The 16112-nt window shown below is 66.3% G+C and carries 9 protein-coding genes; 1 reads left to right on the forward strand and 8 read right to left on the reverse strand.

Annotated features, from left to right (window positions below):
• Window positions 1–6 precede the first annotated feature (6 nt).
• Genes Q0071_RS13770 through Q0071_RS13785 form a run of 4 tightly spaced genes read right to left on the reverse strand, consistent with a single transcriptional unit; the run spans window position 7 to window position 4501 of the window.
• Complete coding sequence (locus Q0071_RS13770) at window positions 7–1119, reverse strand: PLP-dependent cysteine synthase family protein (RefSeq protein ID WP_298170403.1); 1113 nt, start codon at window positions 1117–1119, stop codon at window positions 7–9.
• A gap of 49 nt (window positions 1120–1168) precedes the next feature.
• Window positions 1169–2629 (reverse strand): bifunctional 3-(3-hydroxy-phenyl)propionate/3-hydroxycinnamic acid hydroxylase, encoded by a 1461-nt coding sequence (locus Q0071_RS13775; protein WP_298170406.1) that lies wholly within the window; start codon window positions 2627–2629, stop codon window positions 1169–1171.
• A 4-nt stretch (window positions 2630–2633) separates the two neighbouring features.
• Window positions 2634–3473 carry a fumarylacetoacetate hydrolase family protein gene (locus tag Q0071_RS13780; protein ID WP_298170410.1) on the reverse strand — a complete coding sequence of 280 codons (840 nt, stop codon included), beginning with the start codon at window positions 3471–3473 and terminating at the stop codon, window positions 2634–2636.
• A complete protein-coding gene (locus Q0071_RS13785; protein WP_298170413.1) occupies window positions 3470–4501 on the reverse strand; it encodes a VOC family protein in 1032 nt (343 codons plus the stop codon). The genes Q0071_RS13780 and Q0071_RS13785 overlap by 4 nt, the downstream gene beginning before the upstream one ends.
• A 103-nt stretch (window positions 4502–4604) precedes the next feature.
• Between Q0071_RS13785 and Q0071_RS13790 the strand changes: the two genes are divergently transcribed.
• A complete protein-coding gene (locus Q0071_RS13790) occupies window positions 4605–5246 on the forward strand; it encodes a TetR/AcrR family transcriptional regulator (RefSeq protein WP_298170416.1) in 642 nt (213 codons plus the stop codon).
• Here the strand turns inward: Q0071_RS13790 and Q0071_RS13795 are convergent.
• From Q0071_RS13795 to Q0071_RS13810, 4 genes are all read right to left on the reverse strand, one after another.
• Window positions 5243–5644: a cupin domain-containing protein gene (locus tag Q0071_RS13795; RefSeq protein ID WP_298170419.1), complete on the reverse strand. Its 402-nt coding sequence runs from the start codon at window positions 5642–5644 to the stop codon at window positions 5243–5245. The two genes, Q0071_RS13790 and Q0071_RS13795, sit on opposite strands and share 4 nt — an antisense overlap.
• A 2-nt stretch (window positions 5645–5646) precedes the next feature.
• Window positions 5647–6579 (reverse strand): acetyl-CoA carboxylase carboxyltransferase subunit alpha, encoded by a 933-nt coding sequence (locus Q0071_RS13800; protein ID WP_298170422.1) that lies wholly within the window; start codon window positions 6577–6579, stop codon window positions 5647–5649.
• A 10-nt stretch (window positions 6580–6589) separates the two neighbouring features.
• The gene (locus Q0071_RS13805) at window positions 6590–10288 is read right to left on the reverse strand and encodes an SDR family oxidoreductase (RefSeq protein WP_298170424.1); all 3699 of its coding nucleotides are present in this window, start codon (window positions 10286–10288) and stop codon (window positions 6590–6592) included.
• A gap of 120 nt (window positions 10289–10408) precedes the next feature.
• The gene (locus Q0071_RS13810; protein ID WP_298170426.1) at window positions 10409–15889 is read right to left on the reverse strand and encodes an AMP-binding protein; all 5481 of its coding nucleotides are present in this window, start codon (window positions 15887–15889) and stop codon (window positions 10409–10411) included.
• Between the last annotated feature and the right edge of the window lie 223 nt (window positions 15890–16112).

The following is a 16112-nucleotide window of genomic DNA, read 5'->3' on the forward strand; positions in this document are numbered from 1 at the left end:
CAGTCGTCATTCCTGCCAGCAGCCTTCGGCCAGAAAGCGCGTCATGCGGGCCTCGTCGGCGCTGACATCCAGCCCCTGCACGCGCAGCCAATCGTCGCTGAATAGCGTGGAGGCATAGCGCTCCCCGGAATCGCACAGGATCGAGACGATAGCCCCGTCCTCGCCGCGCGCCGCCATCTCGCCCGCGAGACGCGCGCAGGCGACAAGGTTGGTGCCGGTAGAACCGCCGACCCGCCGCCCGAGATGGCGGGAGAGCGCGCGGGCCGCGCCAATCGAGGCGCTGTCGCTGACCACTTCCGCACGGTCGATCACGCTAGGTACGAACGAGGCTTCGACACGCGGGCGGCCAATGCCCTCGATATGGCAAGGCTCGCCGCTGCCCGCGTGTCGCGTGCGGTCGTACCAGTGGCGGTGGAAGGCGGACGATTCCGGATCGGCAAGGCACAGGCGCGAGGGGTGGCGATAGTAGCGCAGGAAGCGGCCGATGGTGGCCGAAGTGCCGCCGGTCCCCGCGCCGCAGACGATCCAGGTCGGCACGGGATGTGGTTCGCGGCGCATCTGCGTGAAGATGCTCTCGGCAATGTTGTTGTTGCCGCGCCAGTCGGTTGCGCGTTCGGCAAAGGTGAACTGGTCCATGTGGTGTCCGCCGCATTCGGCGGCGATGCGGGAGGCGACCGCGTGGACGGTGCCGGGATCGGTGACGGGATGGCAGGTGCCGCCCAGCGCTTCGATCGCCGCGATCTTCTCGCGCGCCGTCCGCTCGGGGATCACCGCCACGAAGGGCAGGCCAAGCATGCGCGCGAAATAGGCTTCGGACACCGCAGTCGAACCCGATGAAGCCTCCACCACCGTCGTTTCCGGCCCGATCCATCCGCTGCACAGCGCGTGGAGGAACAGCGAGCGGGCGAGCCGGTGCTTTAGGCTGCCGGTCGGGTGGCTGCTCTCGTCCTTGAGGTAGATCGCAATGCCCGGCAGTGCGGCAAGCGGCACCGGGAGCAGGTGCGTATCGGCAGATCGCGCATAATCGGCCTCAATGCGGCCGATCGCCCAGTGGACCCAGGATTGATGGGCCGACGGCTGATCCTGCCGCGCTTTGGGCATGGTTTGCGGGGCGTGCATTCTCGTTCCTTCTGCCAGTTCCAGCGCGGGCTGGCTTGGGCGAGGGACCTTAGGCGAGGGGTGGGGGCGGCTCAAGGCCGGTGGCGGCTTTCCATGCCGCGCGCAATGTTTCCGGATCGCCCGCGCCGAAGACATGGCGGTCTGGCCGCACGAGCACAGCATCGGTGCGATGCCTGTCGAGCCAGTTTCCCAGCTTTTCGGCAAAGGGGGCGAGGGCTTCTCCAGCAAGCTCGCTGCGGCTTATCAGCCAGGCGCCAGGGCCAAGGCGGTCATCCAGTTTCGCCCCGTCGCGCGCGATGGACTGCGGGAAGTAGCGGCCAGCCCCCGGGCTGTCCGCAAGGATTGCGCCTGCCGAAATCGGCGGATAATCGGGCGGCGTGGTGGGCAGCTTGCCCAGCGCACGGCCGATGCGCATCTTCGTGTCGCGCAGGAAGGCGCCCCAGCGACTGGTGGTGCAGACCATGCGGCCCATCATGATCGCCATCGCGATCGTCGCGCGCAGGTTGGGTTCGCGCTCGGGCTGGTAGCTGTCCAGCAGGCTTTCCGGCGCACCGTCCTTGATCACCGCGGCGAGCTTCCACGCGAGATTGGCGGCATCGCGCAGGCCCGAACACATGCCCTGTCCGGCAAACGGCGGGGTCTGATGCGCGGCATCGCCGGCCAGGCAGACGCGGCCTTTGCGCCAGACGCGGGCAATGCGGGCGCGGAAGGTATAGACCGCCTTGCGCTCGATGCGCACCGCACCTTCGACATTCCACGGCTTCATCAGCCCCGCAATGAAGGCATCCTCGCTCACCTGTTCGGGCGTCTCGCCCGGCAGGATCATGAATTCCCAGCGATGCCGCCCTTCGCCCATCAGCACGCAAGTCGTCGGGCGCTTGGGATCGCAGATCTGAAGATTGGCCGTGGGCAGGCGCGAGGGATCGTCGACGAGCACATCGACCACCAGCCAGGGTTCCTCGAAATCGAGATCGTCGAAGGCGATGCCCATGGCCTTGCGCACCGGCGAGCGCGCGCCGTCCGCGCCGATCAGCCAGCGCGTGCGGATCGTGCGCAGGCCGTCAGGTGTGGCGATCTCAGCCGTTACGCCCTCGGCATCCTCGGCAAAGGCGCCGAGCTCCCAACCGCCGTGCAGCGCCGCTTCGGGACAGGTGGCGAGGCTGGAGCGCAGCGCCCGCTCGACCGAGGGCTGGTGGATCATGTTGGCACCCGGCCAGCCGCCGGGGCCGGTCCGGTCGGAGCCTTCCAAACACAGCAGAACCTCGCCGCGCGCATTGCGGAATTCATAGCGCGCGGCGCGGCGGCAGGTGGCCATGACCGCCTCTGCTGCCCCCGCCTCCTGCAGGATACGCATGCCTTCGTGATCGATGTGCGCGGCGCGGGGGAGGGGATAGATGTCGCCGGCCTTCTCCGCGACGATCACCCTCACGCCGCGCTGTGCGAGGAGGATCGCCAGCACGACGCCGGTCGGCCCGCCGCCGGCAATCAGGACGTCGCAATCAAAGGCCATGGCCTTACCCTTCCGCGATCATCGTGCCTTCGATGTGGCCGAGACCGTCGATCTCGCAGCGCACGACATCGCCCGCCTGCAGGAACCGGCGCGGGTCCATCGCGGCTCCGACACCGCCGGGCGTGCCGGTGAAGAGGCAGTCGCCGGGCTCCAGCGTCATGCCGACGGAGAGGTGCTCGACTTGCTGCCAGATGTTGAAAACGAGGTGTGACGTATTGGAATCCTGCCGCTTTTCACCATTCACAAAGCAGCGCAGGCCGAGCGCGTGGGGATCGCCCACTTCATCGGCGGTGACGATCCACGGGCCCATCGGGGCGTGGGTGTCAAAACTCTTGCCCAGCGACCATTGCGGCGAGGCGTGCTGCCACATGCGTTCGGTCACATCGTTGCCGACGCAGTAGCCGAAGATCGCGGCAGAGGCGTCAGCGGCGGACACATGCTTGCCGCCCTTGCCGATCACCGCGACGAGCTCGACTTCATAGTCGGTGGTCATCTGGTCCTTGGTGATCTCGATCCCGGCATAGGGGGCATTTACGCTGGTCTGTGCCTTGGTGAACCACACCTGCCGTTCCGGTGTCTTCATATTGGATTCAGCAATATGGTCAGCATAGTTGAGGCCGATTGCGAAGATTTTGCCCGGCCGCTGGACTGGTGCTTCGAGCGTTACATCGGCCAGCGGAATGCCGCCCCCTGCAGCTGCCTTTACGGCCAGATCGTCCTTCACTGCATCCCAATCGCGGATCAGGTCGATCATCGTTCCGTCGATGCCGGTGTCGATGATCTTGTCGTCAACAACGATCCCGGTGCGGGTATGGCCGTCGGCGGTAAATGTGGCGAGCTTCATGTGGGGGTTCCTTCGGGTTTGCGGCGGAAAAGGCGAGCCAGGCGCAGGCGCAGCGCCATGAGGAAGCCGACGAGGCCGGCCGGCGGGGCAAGGCGGCCAGCCTGCATGGGATGGGGCGAACCCCACTGTACTGCAAGCAGCGCCTGAAAAGTCTGCTTCTGCGGCGGATCGGCGGCGGTGAAAAGGTCTCCGTCGGTCCAGTGCTCAAGCTCGTTGCCGAACGGATCGAGCCAGTAATCGAAGATCTGGCTGCCCATGATGTGGCGGCCCACGCCCCATGCGGGCTTGCGGCCCGCCGCCTTGAGGTGCTGGTGGCCGAGCATGAGGTCATCGAGATTGGCGACTTCGAAAGCAGCGTGAAGCAGGCCCGGCGGGCCGGGCAGTTCGGCGAGGAAGAGCGTGTGGTGATCGCTGGGCACATCGCCGCGATCGCAGCGCAGGAAGGCGCCCAGAGGGACGCCTTTTGCGGCTTCCACCTCGTCCGAAGTGATCAGGCCGAAGCGCGCCTTGTACCACGCCTCCGATGAGCGGAAATCGCGGACGCGCAGGACGGCATGGCCGATGCGCTGGATATGGGCCGGCGCGTTCCTGAGCCGCAAAGGCGCGCGAAGGCGAGGCTTGGCCGCCGCCGTGTTGCGCGGCGGATCGGTGAGGGGCGGTGCGGGGGCGCGGACATCCTGTCCGGCAACGACTTCGACCCGGTGGCCGTCCGGATCGACCAGCCGAACGACATGGCCGCCGCCGGGCTCCTCCAGCGTCTCGACAGGCACCCCTTCGGCGCTCGCAAGCGTTTCCAGATCGGCGAGCGAGGCAGCACGCAGGCCCACGGCGAGGAAGCGCGCCTCACCGGGCTCGGTCACATGGACGAAGGCCCGGCCATCGCAGCCGCGCCCATAAAGCCGTCCGCCTTCCTCGAAAGTCTCGAAGCCGAAGTCATTCAGAAAGCCGCGCATCATGGTGAGATCGGGCGCGGCGAAGCGGACATGTGCAACGTCCACTATTCTGATGATCGGCGCGATCACCGGCATGGCGTTCTCTCCCGGCTGGCTCGCGCATGGGCTCCACGCGAGTCGCAGTTGACTATATGGTCAAATAACTTGCTTTTGACCATATAGTCAAGTATACAGGGGCATGGCATCGCATCCCGCCCCTTCGCCCCCAACGCTGTCCCCCAGGGCCGCGCGCACCCGCAGCGCGCTGATCGCCGCCGGCTTTGAACTGCTGGCCGAAAAGCCGATCGATGCAATACCGATCGACGAAGTCGTGGCGCGGGCAGGCGTGGCAAAGGGAAGCTTCTTCAACCACTTTGCGGACAAAGCTGCCTTCGCTTCTGCGATTGGCGACGAGGTTCGGCTTGAACTTGAGGGGCGCATCACTGCGGCCAATGACGGCATTGCTGATCCGCTCGTCCGGATTGGCGGCGGCATGCGCACCGGCGCGATCTTCGCATTGGCCGAGCCCAAGCGCACGATCGTGCTGCTGCGCAGCCACGCGAACTCGACCCTCAGCAGCCACCCGCTCAATCGCGGACTGGCGGGCGACATGGCTGCGGCCATCGCTGGCGGACTGGTGCGCGAAGAGGCCCGGGAGGGCGGGGTGCTCTATTGGCTGGGCCTGTGTCAGGTGCTGATGGCGAACCTGGTGGAGCAGCAGCCCAGCCCTGAAGCCGCGCGCAGGGCGCTCGGCGCGATGCTGGTTCTGGGGCTCACCGGGCTCGGGGCGACACCGGAGCGCGCCAGGGAGATTGCCGAGGCGGCCTGCCGGGGGCTCTAGGCGGGCTCGGCTTTGGCCACATCGCGCAGCACAACGGTCAGGTGCACCTTCAGCACCTCCGCCGGATCGGCATTGGCAAGCCCGCGTGCCATATCGAGCGGGGCATGCCAGTAGTCACCCGCAGCGACCGGATAGGTTTCATCACCCAAGGTCGCGAGGCCGCGACCCGAGATGACGTAGTAGAATTCCTCGTAGGCGCCGGTGCCGTTGCGATCATCGGCATAGTGGACATGGCTGCCTTCGGCCGCGCCGGGTGGAATTTCCAGGATCAGGAAGCGCGTCGGCGCACCCTTGCCATCAAAACGGAAGTGGCGGACGATGACGCTGCCGGGGCCGCCGCGCATGTGTTCCAGCGTTTCGCGGGCCTCACGGTCGCTCTCGATCGGACTTGCCGGCATGCCTACATCGAACCGAGCTTCATGAAGAACGACCAGCGGTCCTGGCGCAGTTCGTCTGCGTTCAGCGAGGTGAGGTCCTGCAGTTCGGCCCGCAGCGCGGTGCCGAGGCGCTTGATCGTTTCGGCATGGTTGCGGTGTGCGCCGCCGACCGGTTCGTAGATGACGCGGTGGATCACGCCGAGTTGCATGAGATCGGGCGCGGTCATCTTCATGGCCTCGGCCGCATCGGGGGCGCGATCATTGCCGCGCCACAGGATTGAGGCGCAGCCTTCGGGCGAGATGACCGAATAGACCGAATGTTCGAGCATCAGCACTCGGTTGGCCGAGGCGAGCGCGACTGCGCCGCCCGAGCCGCCTTCACCGACGATCACGGCAACCAGCGGCACGCCGATTTCAAGGCATTTCTCGGTGCTGCGCGCGATGGCCTCGGCCTGCCCGCGCGCTTCCGCATCGACGCCGGGGAAGGCGCCGGGGGTATCGACCAGCGTGATGACTGGCAGGCCGAAGCGGTCGGCAATTTCCATCAGGCGGATCGCCTTGCGATAGCCTTCGGGCCGGGCCATGCCGAAATTGTGCCTGAGGCGCGTGGCGGTGTCCTCGCCCTTGGCATGGCCGATGACCATGACTGCGCGCCCGCCAAGCCGCGCGAAGCCGCCGATGATGGCCTGATCATTGCCATAAAGCCGGTCGCCGCCCAGCGGCAGGAATTCCTCGAACAGGCCCTGCATATAGTGGATGAAGTGCGGCCGGGAGGGATGGCGCGCCACTTGCGTGCGCTGCCAGGGCGTCAGGCGTGCGTAGAGATCGGCGAGCTGGCGATGCGCCCGCTCGTCGAGCATCAAGGCTTCCGCCTCGCCGCTTCCGCTCTCGCGCAGCGCAGCAGCGCGCTTCGCGAGAGCTTCGATCGGCTTTTCGAACGACAGGTATTCCATCAAACCGTCCCGGTCACACTGTCATCGACATCCCGCGATAGATGCGCGCACGATAGCGTGAATCCTCGGCATCGGGGAGGGGGGTGCCGACAAGCAGCACGGCGCGGGCAAACCGGCGGACCTCTTCGATATGCTCGTCAAGGTCGCGCGGTTCTTCCGAGCGAACGCGGCGGGTGAGGTTGATCTGGTTGACCGGCGCGCCGTGGACCAGACGCTCGTTCTCCACCGCAAGCGTGGCGGTGAACGAGTGCAGCGTCGTCTTGATGAAGTTTGCGAGCGCGAAGGCCGGGCTCTTGTCACCCATCGGCACGTCGGGCGAGACGAGGACGAGCTGGCAATCATCATAGAGCGAGGCCTTGCGGGCGACGCGGAAATGATTGGTCAGATTGTCGCCCACCAGCCCTCGGAATTCCTCCGGCGTGAGCAGCGCATCGGTCGCGAACAGCCGGTTCGGCAGCGGCTGCATGGGGGTCGAGACGATCGTGGTGGGATGGCCCCACTGGCGGAGGGCCTCGTCCATCGCAGCCTCGATGCCGCCGTCCAGCCCGACGTATTCAAGCGGCGGGTTCTCGATATCGTCGAGCTGGTCCTTGAGCGCAATGAACGCGCCTTCGGTGCCAGTCATCATCACCACGCGCGCGACATGGCAATCGGCGATGAACTGGCGCGCCGTCTCGGCGAGGTAGTCGGTGAGGTGCTCACCGATCATCCACACGGTGCGGCCGCGCATCTGATCGAGCCGTTCCTGCTTCGGGCTGCCGAACAGCTCGCGTTCGGTGGTCGAACGCTCGACGCTGAGGCCGCCCGAAGGCATGAACGTTTCGCCCGAGACGGCGCGGTCGGCGAGGAAGAACACCGTCGCCTGCGCCACGTCGGTCTCGGTCGGCATCTTGCCGAGGAAGAGCTGCGAGAGCACGCCGGTGCCGACCTTCTTGGCCTCGACCGCGATCTTGTCGCCGGGGAGGAAGGGCTCGTCTTCCGGCGGCGTCTTGAGCAGCCAATCGCGGTTTGCCTCAGGCGTATCGGGCCGCTCGCCCCATTCCGGTGAATCGAGGAAGTAGCCGGCCCCGCGCAGGCGCGAGACGAGCTTGGCGGCGATATCCGGCGTCATCAGATACCGGTCCCAGGTGCACACACCGTCGCCCTCGCGCGCGCAGGCCAGCGCCAGCTCGCGGATTTCGCGCGGATTGTTGGTATCGTGCGACATGCGCACGGTATCGTTGCGCGCGAGGCGGCTGAGCAGCGCCTCGACCCGCACCCCGCGCCGGAGCGACTTGACCGCAGCCGCATGGATCGCGTTGAGGCGCTTGTTGGCGAGGATCAGCTTGCCGCGCCGCTCGAACAGGCCCGGCTTGCCGCCGGTGCCCGCCAGACGGTCGCCGTCGACAGGGCCGGGCGCAATCGCGTTGAACTGCACTTCGGGCCCGAGGTAGCGCGCCATCGATTCCACCATCGCGCGCTGGCCGGACTTGGAGGCGGCATAGTCTGCGCGGTTGGGATAGGCGACCGCGAGGTACTTCTCGCCGCCGAAGTAGGACGAGACGTTGAGCACGTAGCCCGACCCCTGCGCCTTCATGATCGGCACGACGTGGTGCATCAGCGTGAAGTTCGAGATGAGGTTGGCGTCGAGCGTGTAGTTCCACGCGTCGAGGCTCATGTCGACGACCATCTCTTCCGCGCCCGCAACGCCGGCGTTGTTGATCAGATAGTCGATCCGCCCGAAGGCCTTGATCGTGGCGTCGACGGCTGCCTTGAGGCTGTCGAGATTGCTGACGTCCATCCCCGCCATGGTCTGCACGCGGCGCTCGACGCCTGCGAAGCCGATATCCTCCAGCTCGCTGACGATGCGCGCGCGGGCGACTGCAAGCTCGCTCTCGCGGCGCGCCACCATCATGACCTTGCCGCCTGCGAGCGCGAGGAGCCGTGCGACCTGGCCGCCGATGCCCGCCGAACCGCCGGTGATCAGCGCCACCTTGCCGAGGTGCAGGCCGGTGATGTTCTCGCTGAAGCCCGCCATCGCCTTGCGCGCGCCCGTTGCCTCACCGATGCTGCGCGGCACGTAGAGCGTGACTTCGGCGATCTTGCTTTCCTTGATCAGCACGCGCGCGGCGTGCCCGGCGGCAAAGCGCGTGTTCTCGCTTTCCGCATTGGAGAAGCGCACGATCTGGTTGCCCCATTCGCCTTGACGGCGGCGGCCATGGGCGACGTCGATCTCGCTCTCATCGCGCCAGATGCGGATCAGCTGCTCGATCGCGGCGCGCAGCACGTTGCCGTAGACGTTGTCCTTGCCGTCACTGGCGTTCGACATGAAGATGAAGCGCGGCGGCTGCAGCAGCGAGCCATGGCGCTTCCAATAGCGGCTGAGCGTGCGGGCGAGCGCCATCGCGCCGACGAGTTCGACATCCATGAAGGTGTCGATCATGTCGTCCTCGGCATCGACCAGACGGCCGCCGAATTCACCCGGGCCGAACACCGGCATGAAGATTGCGCCGGTGATTGGCGTGTTGTTCTCGGTGTAGGCGGCAAGCGCGGCCTCGATCGTGGCGGGCTCGGTACGGTTGAAGCGCACGATGGTGAGCGCGTCCCCTATGCCTTCCGCCTTGGCGCGGGCCTGCGCAATGGCGACGTCGGCCTGGCGCGGCACGCCGAGCAGCACATTGGTGCCGCAATTGATCTGGATCCTGGCGATCTCGAGCGCCTCTTCCCAGCCTTCACCGGCGGCGATGAGGATCGCAAGGCCTGCGCCGTCCATCGAGCGCATGGTGGGGCGCGCGAGGTAGGTCGAGCGCTCTTCCTTGCGCACGGTCATGCCGTGGGTCACTTCGAAATCGTGCCCGTTGTAGGCGGAGGATTCGTCGCTGCCGAGGAACACGCAGGTCGAGGCGATGTCGTCCGGCACCGGGAAGGTCTTGGCCTTGGGCGCGCCGCCGGTGCTGCGCTCCAGCGACATCATGTCGAAGAAAGTGTTCGCCGTGGTGCCCTGTTCGTCGCCGCGCATGGTGTCCATCGCGGCGAAGACGGTGCGGATCCGCTCGCTTTCGATGGGGCCGGGGAACACGAGATTGACGCGGATGCCGCGTGGGCCAAGTTCAAGCGAAAGCTCGCGCGACCACGCATTCATCGCCGCCTTGGGGACGACATAGGCCGCGCGCGCATAGTAGGGCGTGCGCGAGAAGATCGTCGAGACGTTGATGATCGAGCCGCCCTCGGGCATCGCCGCAGCAACCGTGCGGGCAAGGTTCCACGCGACACCGAAGATGTTGCGCATCGCGGCGGGGACGGTTTCTGTATCGGTCGAGCCGCGCTTCTGGAGGGCGGCAAGCTCCTCCTCGTCAAACGGAAGCTGCTCGATCGGCTGCTTGGGGCCAGCCGAACCTGCATTGTTGACGAGGATGTCGATGCGGCCGAACCGCTTGACGACATCGGCCAAGCCATCACGCACGGACTGCGGATTGCCGCCATCGAGAATGACCGTGGCAAGGCGTGTGGCATCGACGCCGCTGGCCGCACGCATCGCTTCAGCGGCAGCTTCGAGGCGCGCCGCAGTGCGGCCAGTCATGACGACGGTGGCGCCCTCGGCGAGGTAGTGGCGCACGATATAGCCGCCGAGATTGCCGGCAGCGCCGGTCACAAGTGCGATCTTGCCTGCCAGCCTGCCAGAGGCGAATTGCGCTGCGAGCGGCGCGGTGGCGATAGTCTTTGCCTTGGCCATGTCACTCTCCTGAAGAATGCGCGCGAAGTGCTGCGCCGGTTTGAGGTGGTACTAGGCCTGGGGAGGGCAGCTGGAAGGTGTGCGCCGCGCTAGCGCGGTGCGATCGTTCGTTGTCTTCGGCTATGCATTGCCGCCTTCCGCTTCCCGGACGGCCCAGGCTTCGAGCAGCGCGTCGCGGCTGCGCAGGCCCATGGCGGGGAGGGCGTGGTTGACGACATAGGTCGCACCAGAGTGGCGGTTGTCCCACATCGACTGGTGGGCTTCGGGCAGGCCGTCCCACCCGACAACCTCGGGCTCGGTGACTTCGAGCAGCCCTGCCGCGATCATGTCGTTCATGCGCGCAACCTCGAAGGCATTGCAGAGGTGCGTGCCGAGGATCGACGCGGTGGGCATGAGGATCTTGCGCTGGCGGGTCCAGACCTGCGGCGCATAGAACGTGAAGCGGCTGCCGGTGAGGTCTTCAGCGAAGACGACCCGTCCGGTGAAGGGCTTCACCAGCGAGGTCGAGACGCCGAGCGTGTCCTGTCCGGTGCGTTCGAAAACCAGATCGGGCGCGCCGCGCGGGTTATCGGGCGAGCGCAGGATCTTGCCGATGGCCGAGCCGAACGGCTTCATCACGCGGTCCTGATAATCGCGCACCGCCGCCTTGAAGACCTCGATATCGACCTTGGCATCGGGCAGGCGCGGCATCGTGTCGGGCCAAAGGAAATTGTCCCCCTCGCGCCGACGGATGCTTTCCAGGCTGACGATGCCTTCGATGGCATCTTCAAGGCCGAGCGAGCCGAGGAATTCGCGCTGGCCGTCGGTGGTGGTGGCGACGACGCTGCGCGCGTTGAAGCGGCGCGCGGCTTCGATGATTTCGAGGCCCATGTCATCAAGCAGCGCGTCGGAGCCGGGACCGTAGTAGATCAGCACCGCTTCGCCGCCGCGCAGAGCGGCACGGCGCAGCATCTCTTCGGGGCTCGCCTTGCCGGGCTTGCCCATGAAGCTGAAGTGATAGCCCGAGGACGCGCCGTAGAAGGCCAGCGTGCCGTTTTCCGCCAGAAGCTGGAAGCTTCGAGGGAACGCCGTCTCGCCGGCATGGCTGACGACGTAATCCGCCAGCTTGCCGCCGTTGAGCGCCTTGTATTCCTCGACCAATGATGCACCGGCGGATTCCCAGGCGCGCGCGGCCTCGGCGTCTTCTGGCACCGTGGTGTAGAGATCGGCGAAGCGCGGATCCTTGCGGTTGATCGCGCCAACTGCACCTTGCTGGCCGGTGATGAACGCGGCGCGGTCAGGGCTGGAGACGAGGCCCGTCACCTGCAGGCCGGTGCGCACGGAGGAGCGCAGGGCATCGAGCCCGGTGCCGGTGGCGGCGCCTTCGACAAAGAGCGTGCGGCCGGGTGCGATCTGCAGCGTGGTGAACAGGCAGCGCGAGATCGTGCCGAGGTTGAGCACATAGCTCCCCGCCTGCTCCAGCGTCAGGTTTGGCGGGACCTTGTGCATCTGCGGCGCCTGCACCGTCAGGAACTGCGCGTGGCTGCCCGTTTCGGTCTCGTAGCCCTGGATCGAGAAATCCGCGTACATCGGATCGTTGCCGACCGCGGGCGAGAGCAGATCGTTGGTGCCGGAATAGACGGTGACGAGATCGCCGACCTTCACGCGGCCTTCCGAGCGCGTCTCGCTGCCGAGCGCGGCGACGAGCGCAATGCCGCCCGAGCCGGTGATCTGGACGTCTTCCTCGTGGCTATCGAACGGCGAGACGGGAATGCCCGTTAGCGCCCAGATATCGTTGAAGTTGACCTCGCTGGTCAGCATGTAGAGCAGCGCTTCGTTGGGCGCAGGCTCGGGCACCTTGACGATCAGCTCGCGCTCGTGAGTCGACGGCGGGCCGAAGCGCGGGGCGCCGGTATCGGGATCGCGGGCGATGCCGAAAGCATACTGGTACGGGGGGATTGCGGTGACGCCGGGATAGAATGGCGCACCGACAGGCAGCAGATCGCCACCCGCTTCCAGCTCTGCCGCGCGGGTCTCATGCTCGGCGTCGATCCACACGCCGTCGCGCCGCACCGGGAGCGGGGGCGCCACCTTGTCCATGAACTGGCGGATGCCGGTCTTGCCGCCTTCGGGATCGATGATCGCTTCGGCGAACAGTGCTGCCTCACGGGCGAGACCAGCGGACATGCCGGAGGCAAGGCCGGTGCGCACCGCATCGAGCGCGCGGGCACCCGCTGTGCCGCGTCCTGCCCAATCGAGCTGGCGCAGGATGCGCTGCAGGAAATCGTCCTCAAGCACGGTATCGAGATCGACAGTGGAGGGCTTCTCCCACAGCACGGTCGCTTCCTCGCGCGCGGCGAAGGCTTTGCCCAGCGGGCTTTCCGCCCCGCGCTTCACCCATTCACGCACCATGGCGTGGGCTTCGGCAAGCGCATCGCGGTGGCCTTCGGCCAGCGCATCGACGAGACCAATCTCCTGCGCCTGCGCAGCATCGATGCTGCGCCCGCCGAGGATGAGATCGAGCGCATCGCGTACGCCGGTTGCACTGTGGCGGTCTGCCAAGAGGCGCGGCAGGCGCTGCGTGCCGCCATAGCCCGGCAGAAGGCGCAGGCGGATTTCGGGCTGGCCGAAACGCGCGGTGGTTTCGGCCACGCGGACGTGGCACGCCAGCGCGAACTCCATTCCGCCACCGAGCGCGACGCCCTGAACCGCTGCGATGCATGGCTTGCCCATCATCTCGATCTTGCGGAAGGCGAGTTGCGCGTTGTTGGGCAGGACCAGCGCTTCGTCGTGGCTGTGGATTTCCTCCAGCATCTGCCGGATATCCGCGCCCGCGACGAACGAGGATGTGCCCTCGCCGGTGAAGACGACCGCGACGACATCGTCCTTGCGGCTGAGGTGCTCGACCACGATCACCAGTTCGTCGATCGCGCGTTCGTTGAGCGCGTTGACCGGCGCGTTGGTAACGGTGACGGTGGCGACGCGCTTGCCGGGGGCTACTGCATTGTATTGGATGAGGAAGTAGCGGTAGCGTTCGAACAGCGATTGCTCTTCCGAAAGGCGCTGCTGGCGCTGCCACGCGTCAATCGCGGTCTTGAGCTCGGTCAGGCTTTCCGGGTTGCGCAAGGTGGTGACGTCACCCAGTTCGCCGCCTTCGACCAGCGCGCGGACCATGCGGCGCATGTATTTGCCCGAACGCGTTTCGGGGAACTGGCTGACTTCGATGAAATCGGCCGGTACCGCGACGGCGCCCTTTTCGGTGCGGACGAGATTGAACAGGCGCTGGCGGTCTTCCTCGGTGAGCTTGCGCCCCGCCACGGGGACGACGAAGGCGAGCGGGGTCAGCCCCTTCTCGCGGTGCGGCGCGCCGACGACGAGGACGTTGCCGACCGGTGAATTGGGATCGAGCGCCTTGTCGCGCAGCACGGCGCCTTCGATTTCCTCGGTCCCCATGCGGTGGCCCGAAACGTTGATGACGTCATCCGAGCGGCCATGGAACGAGAACGAGCCATCATCATGCGCGATGGCGAAATCGCCCTGGGTATAGGCCCACGCACCCTGCCAGCGGCTCCAGTAGCCGGATTCCCAGCGTCCGGCATCGCCCTTCCAGTCGCCTTGAACGGTGCCGTCCTTGACGTTGAAGTTCAGAGCATCGCCCCAGATCGTGCGGGCCAGATAGGGATAGGGGGCGGCGATGACGATCTCGCCCTTTTCGCCCGGTTCGGCGCGTCGCCAGGCGACACCTTCACTGCCGGAGCGGGTAAACGGGCTCTTGCCGGGCGTGGCGGCTTCGTCTTCCACCCAGACTTCGCCAACGATCCACGGCAGCGGGAAGGCGTGGGCATCGGCCTTGAGCGGGAAATCGGCGTTGCCGTAGAAATGCGTCCAGGCAATGCCGCCGTGCTCGGTCGCCCAGTAGCTGTTGATGTACTGCCGGGTCACGTTCTCCATGCCGAAGGCCTGCACGGAGGGACTGGTTGGCTCGGCGCAGAAGGTCGCGACACGAAGCGCGCTCATGTCATAGCGCTGCACATCCGCGAGGTTCGACGGATCGGACATGATCGACTTGAGGAAGGTGACGCCCGCCTTGAAGATCGTGATCTTGTGGCGCTCGATCATCGAGGCGAAGCGGCCCGCATGCGGGAACACGGGCGAACCTTCGGAAACGACCGTGGTGACGCGCGACAGAAGCGAGGCGGAGATCTGGTAGCTCTGTCCGGTGATCCAGCCCGGATCGGCGACCACGAACATCGTGTCACCCGGGCGCGCATCGAAGGCGACCCGCATCGATTCCGCGATGCCGGCGGTGTAGCCGCCGTGAACGTGGACGATGCCCTTGGGCTTTCCGGTGGAGCCCGAGGTGTAGATGAAGAACAGCGGATATTCGGAATCGACCGGAAGCGGCTTCGAGCTGGCCCAGATCGCCCGGACAAACTCTCCGTCAGGCAGCGCCATCAGCGCATCTTCGCTTGCGACATTGGCCTTTTCGAGGATGGTTTCGAGCGCTGCGTCGGTGAGTTCGTGGCTCCACCGATCGCGCTCGGTGCGCCAGACGATATCGGGCTGCGCGGTGTGGCGCACCACGATCACGGTATCGACGCGCGGCGGCAGGGTGACGAGGCTGGAGGCGATGGCAAGGCGCACGCGCGCGGCATCGCTGGCGCCGATGCGGCCGGATTCGCCGAGCTTGATGAGCGCACGGCCAACGCCGCGCATGACATCGGAGCGCTCGACGGTGACTTCGCCCGCCAGCGTTTCCGCAACGGTATCGGTGATGACGGCAGCGTCCGCCGCATCAAGGCCGAGGTCGGTGGCGGCGAGAACGGCAAGCGCGGTGCTCACCGGCACATAGTTGTCGAGCGCCGGGTCGGTATAGGCCGTCTTGAAGGCGGCAACCTGCGCGTTGCGGTAGCTGCCGTCAGACGTCACGATGACGCGCGCACCGGCGTCGGCAATGCGGTCCGACAGGGTCTTGTCGCTGAAGCCGCCGAAAACGGCTGTGTAGACGATGCCCAGCCGCTTGGCCGCCTCGGTCCAGAAGATCTGCGGCACGATGCTCGGCATGTTGAGCGCGATGCGATCGCCCGCCTTGAGGCCGAGGCCCTCCAAGGCGATGGCGCACTTGGCAACTTCAAGCAGCAGGCGCTTGCGGCTGACAGTGAAGGTATCGACCGGCGCGCCGCGCCCGCCGTCCGCCGCCATGTCCCAGCGGTCGCCCTCGAAGATCAGCGCGGCTTCGGCGCCGTGTCCCGAAAGGACATGGCGGTCGATCTCGTTGAACGCAGCATTGGTGCGCGCGCCGGTAAACCAGCGCCAGTGGGGCGGGGTGCTGTCGTCAAACGCCCTGGTCCAGGGCGCGAAGGTTGCCGGGAGTTCGGGGGTAACGGGCGCGCCGGTGGCGGCATCCCATCCGGCCCAGGTGCCCGCATCGTCCTTGGTGAGCCACGCGCCGTCAGGCCCGCAATTGGCAACGAACCAGTGGATGCGCCGCGCGGCGATATCGCCGTGGAATGCGCCGGGATCGGCGAGCGCAGCAGCGCGCATGGCTTCCCAATCCGCGCGAGTACGCACCGGATTGATTTCGGCCTGCGGGGCCTTCTCGATAACTTGGCCCTCGGTCATGACCGAATCGCCTCTCCCTTTTTGGTGTTGAAGCGACAGGGAGCCTCAACATCGCAGTCTTGGCAATATCATCACGCGGGCGCGCACGAATGCGCAAGAAACAACGAAAATCTGGACTGAATGCGAAATATCGTTTGTTTCTCGCACCATGTCCGAAACAGAGGCGTTGAGCATGCTGGTTCGCTGGAACAGCAATTAAATATCCAAATGGGTTAATTGCTGG

Source organism: Novosphingobium sp. (genome assembly GCF_027486195.1).
Lineage (GTDB): Bacteria > Pseudomonadota > Alphaproteobacteria > Sphingomonadales > Sphingomonadaceae > Novosphingobium.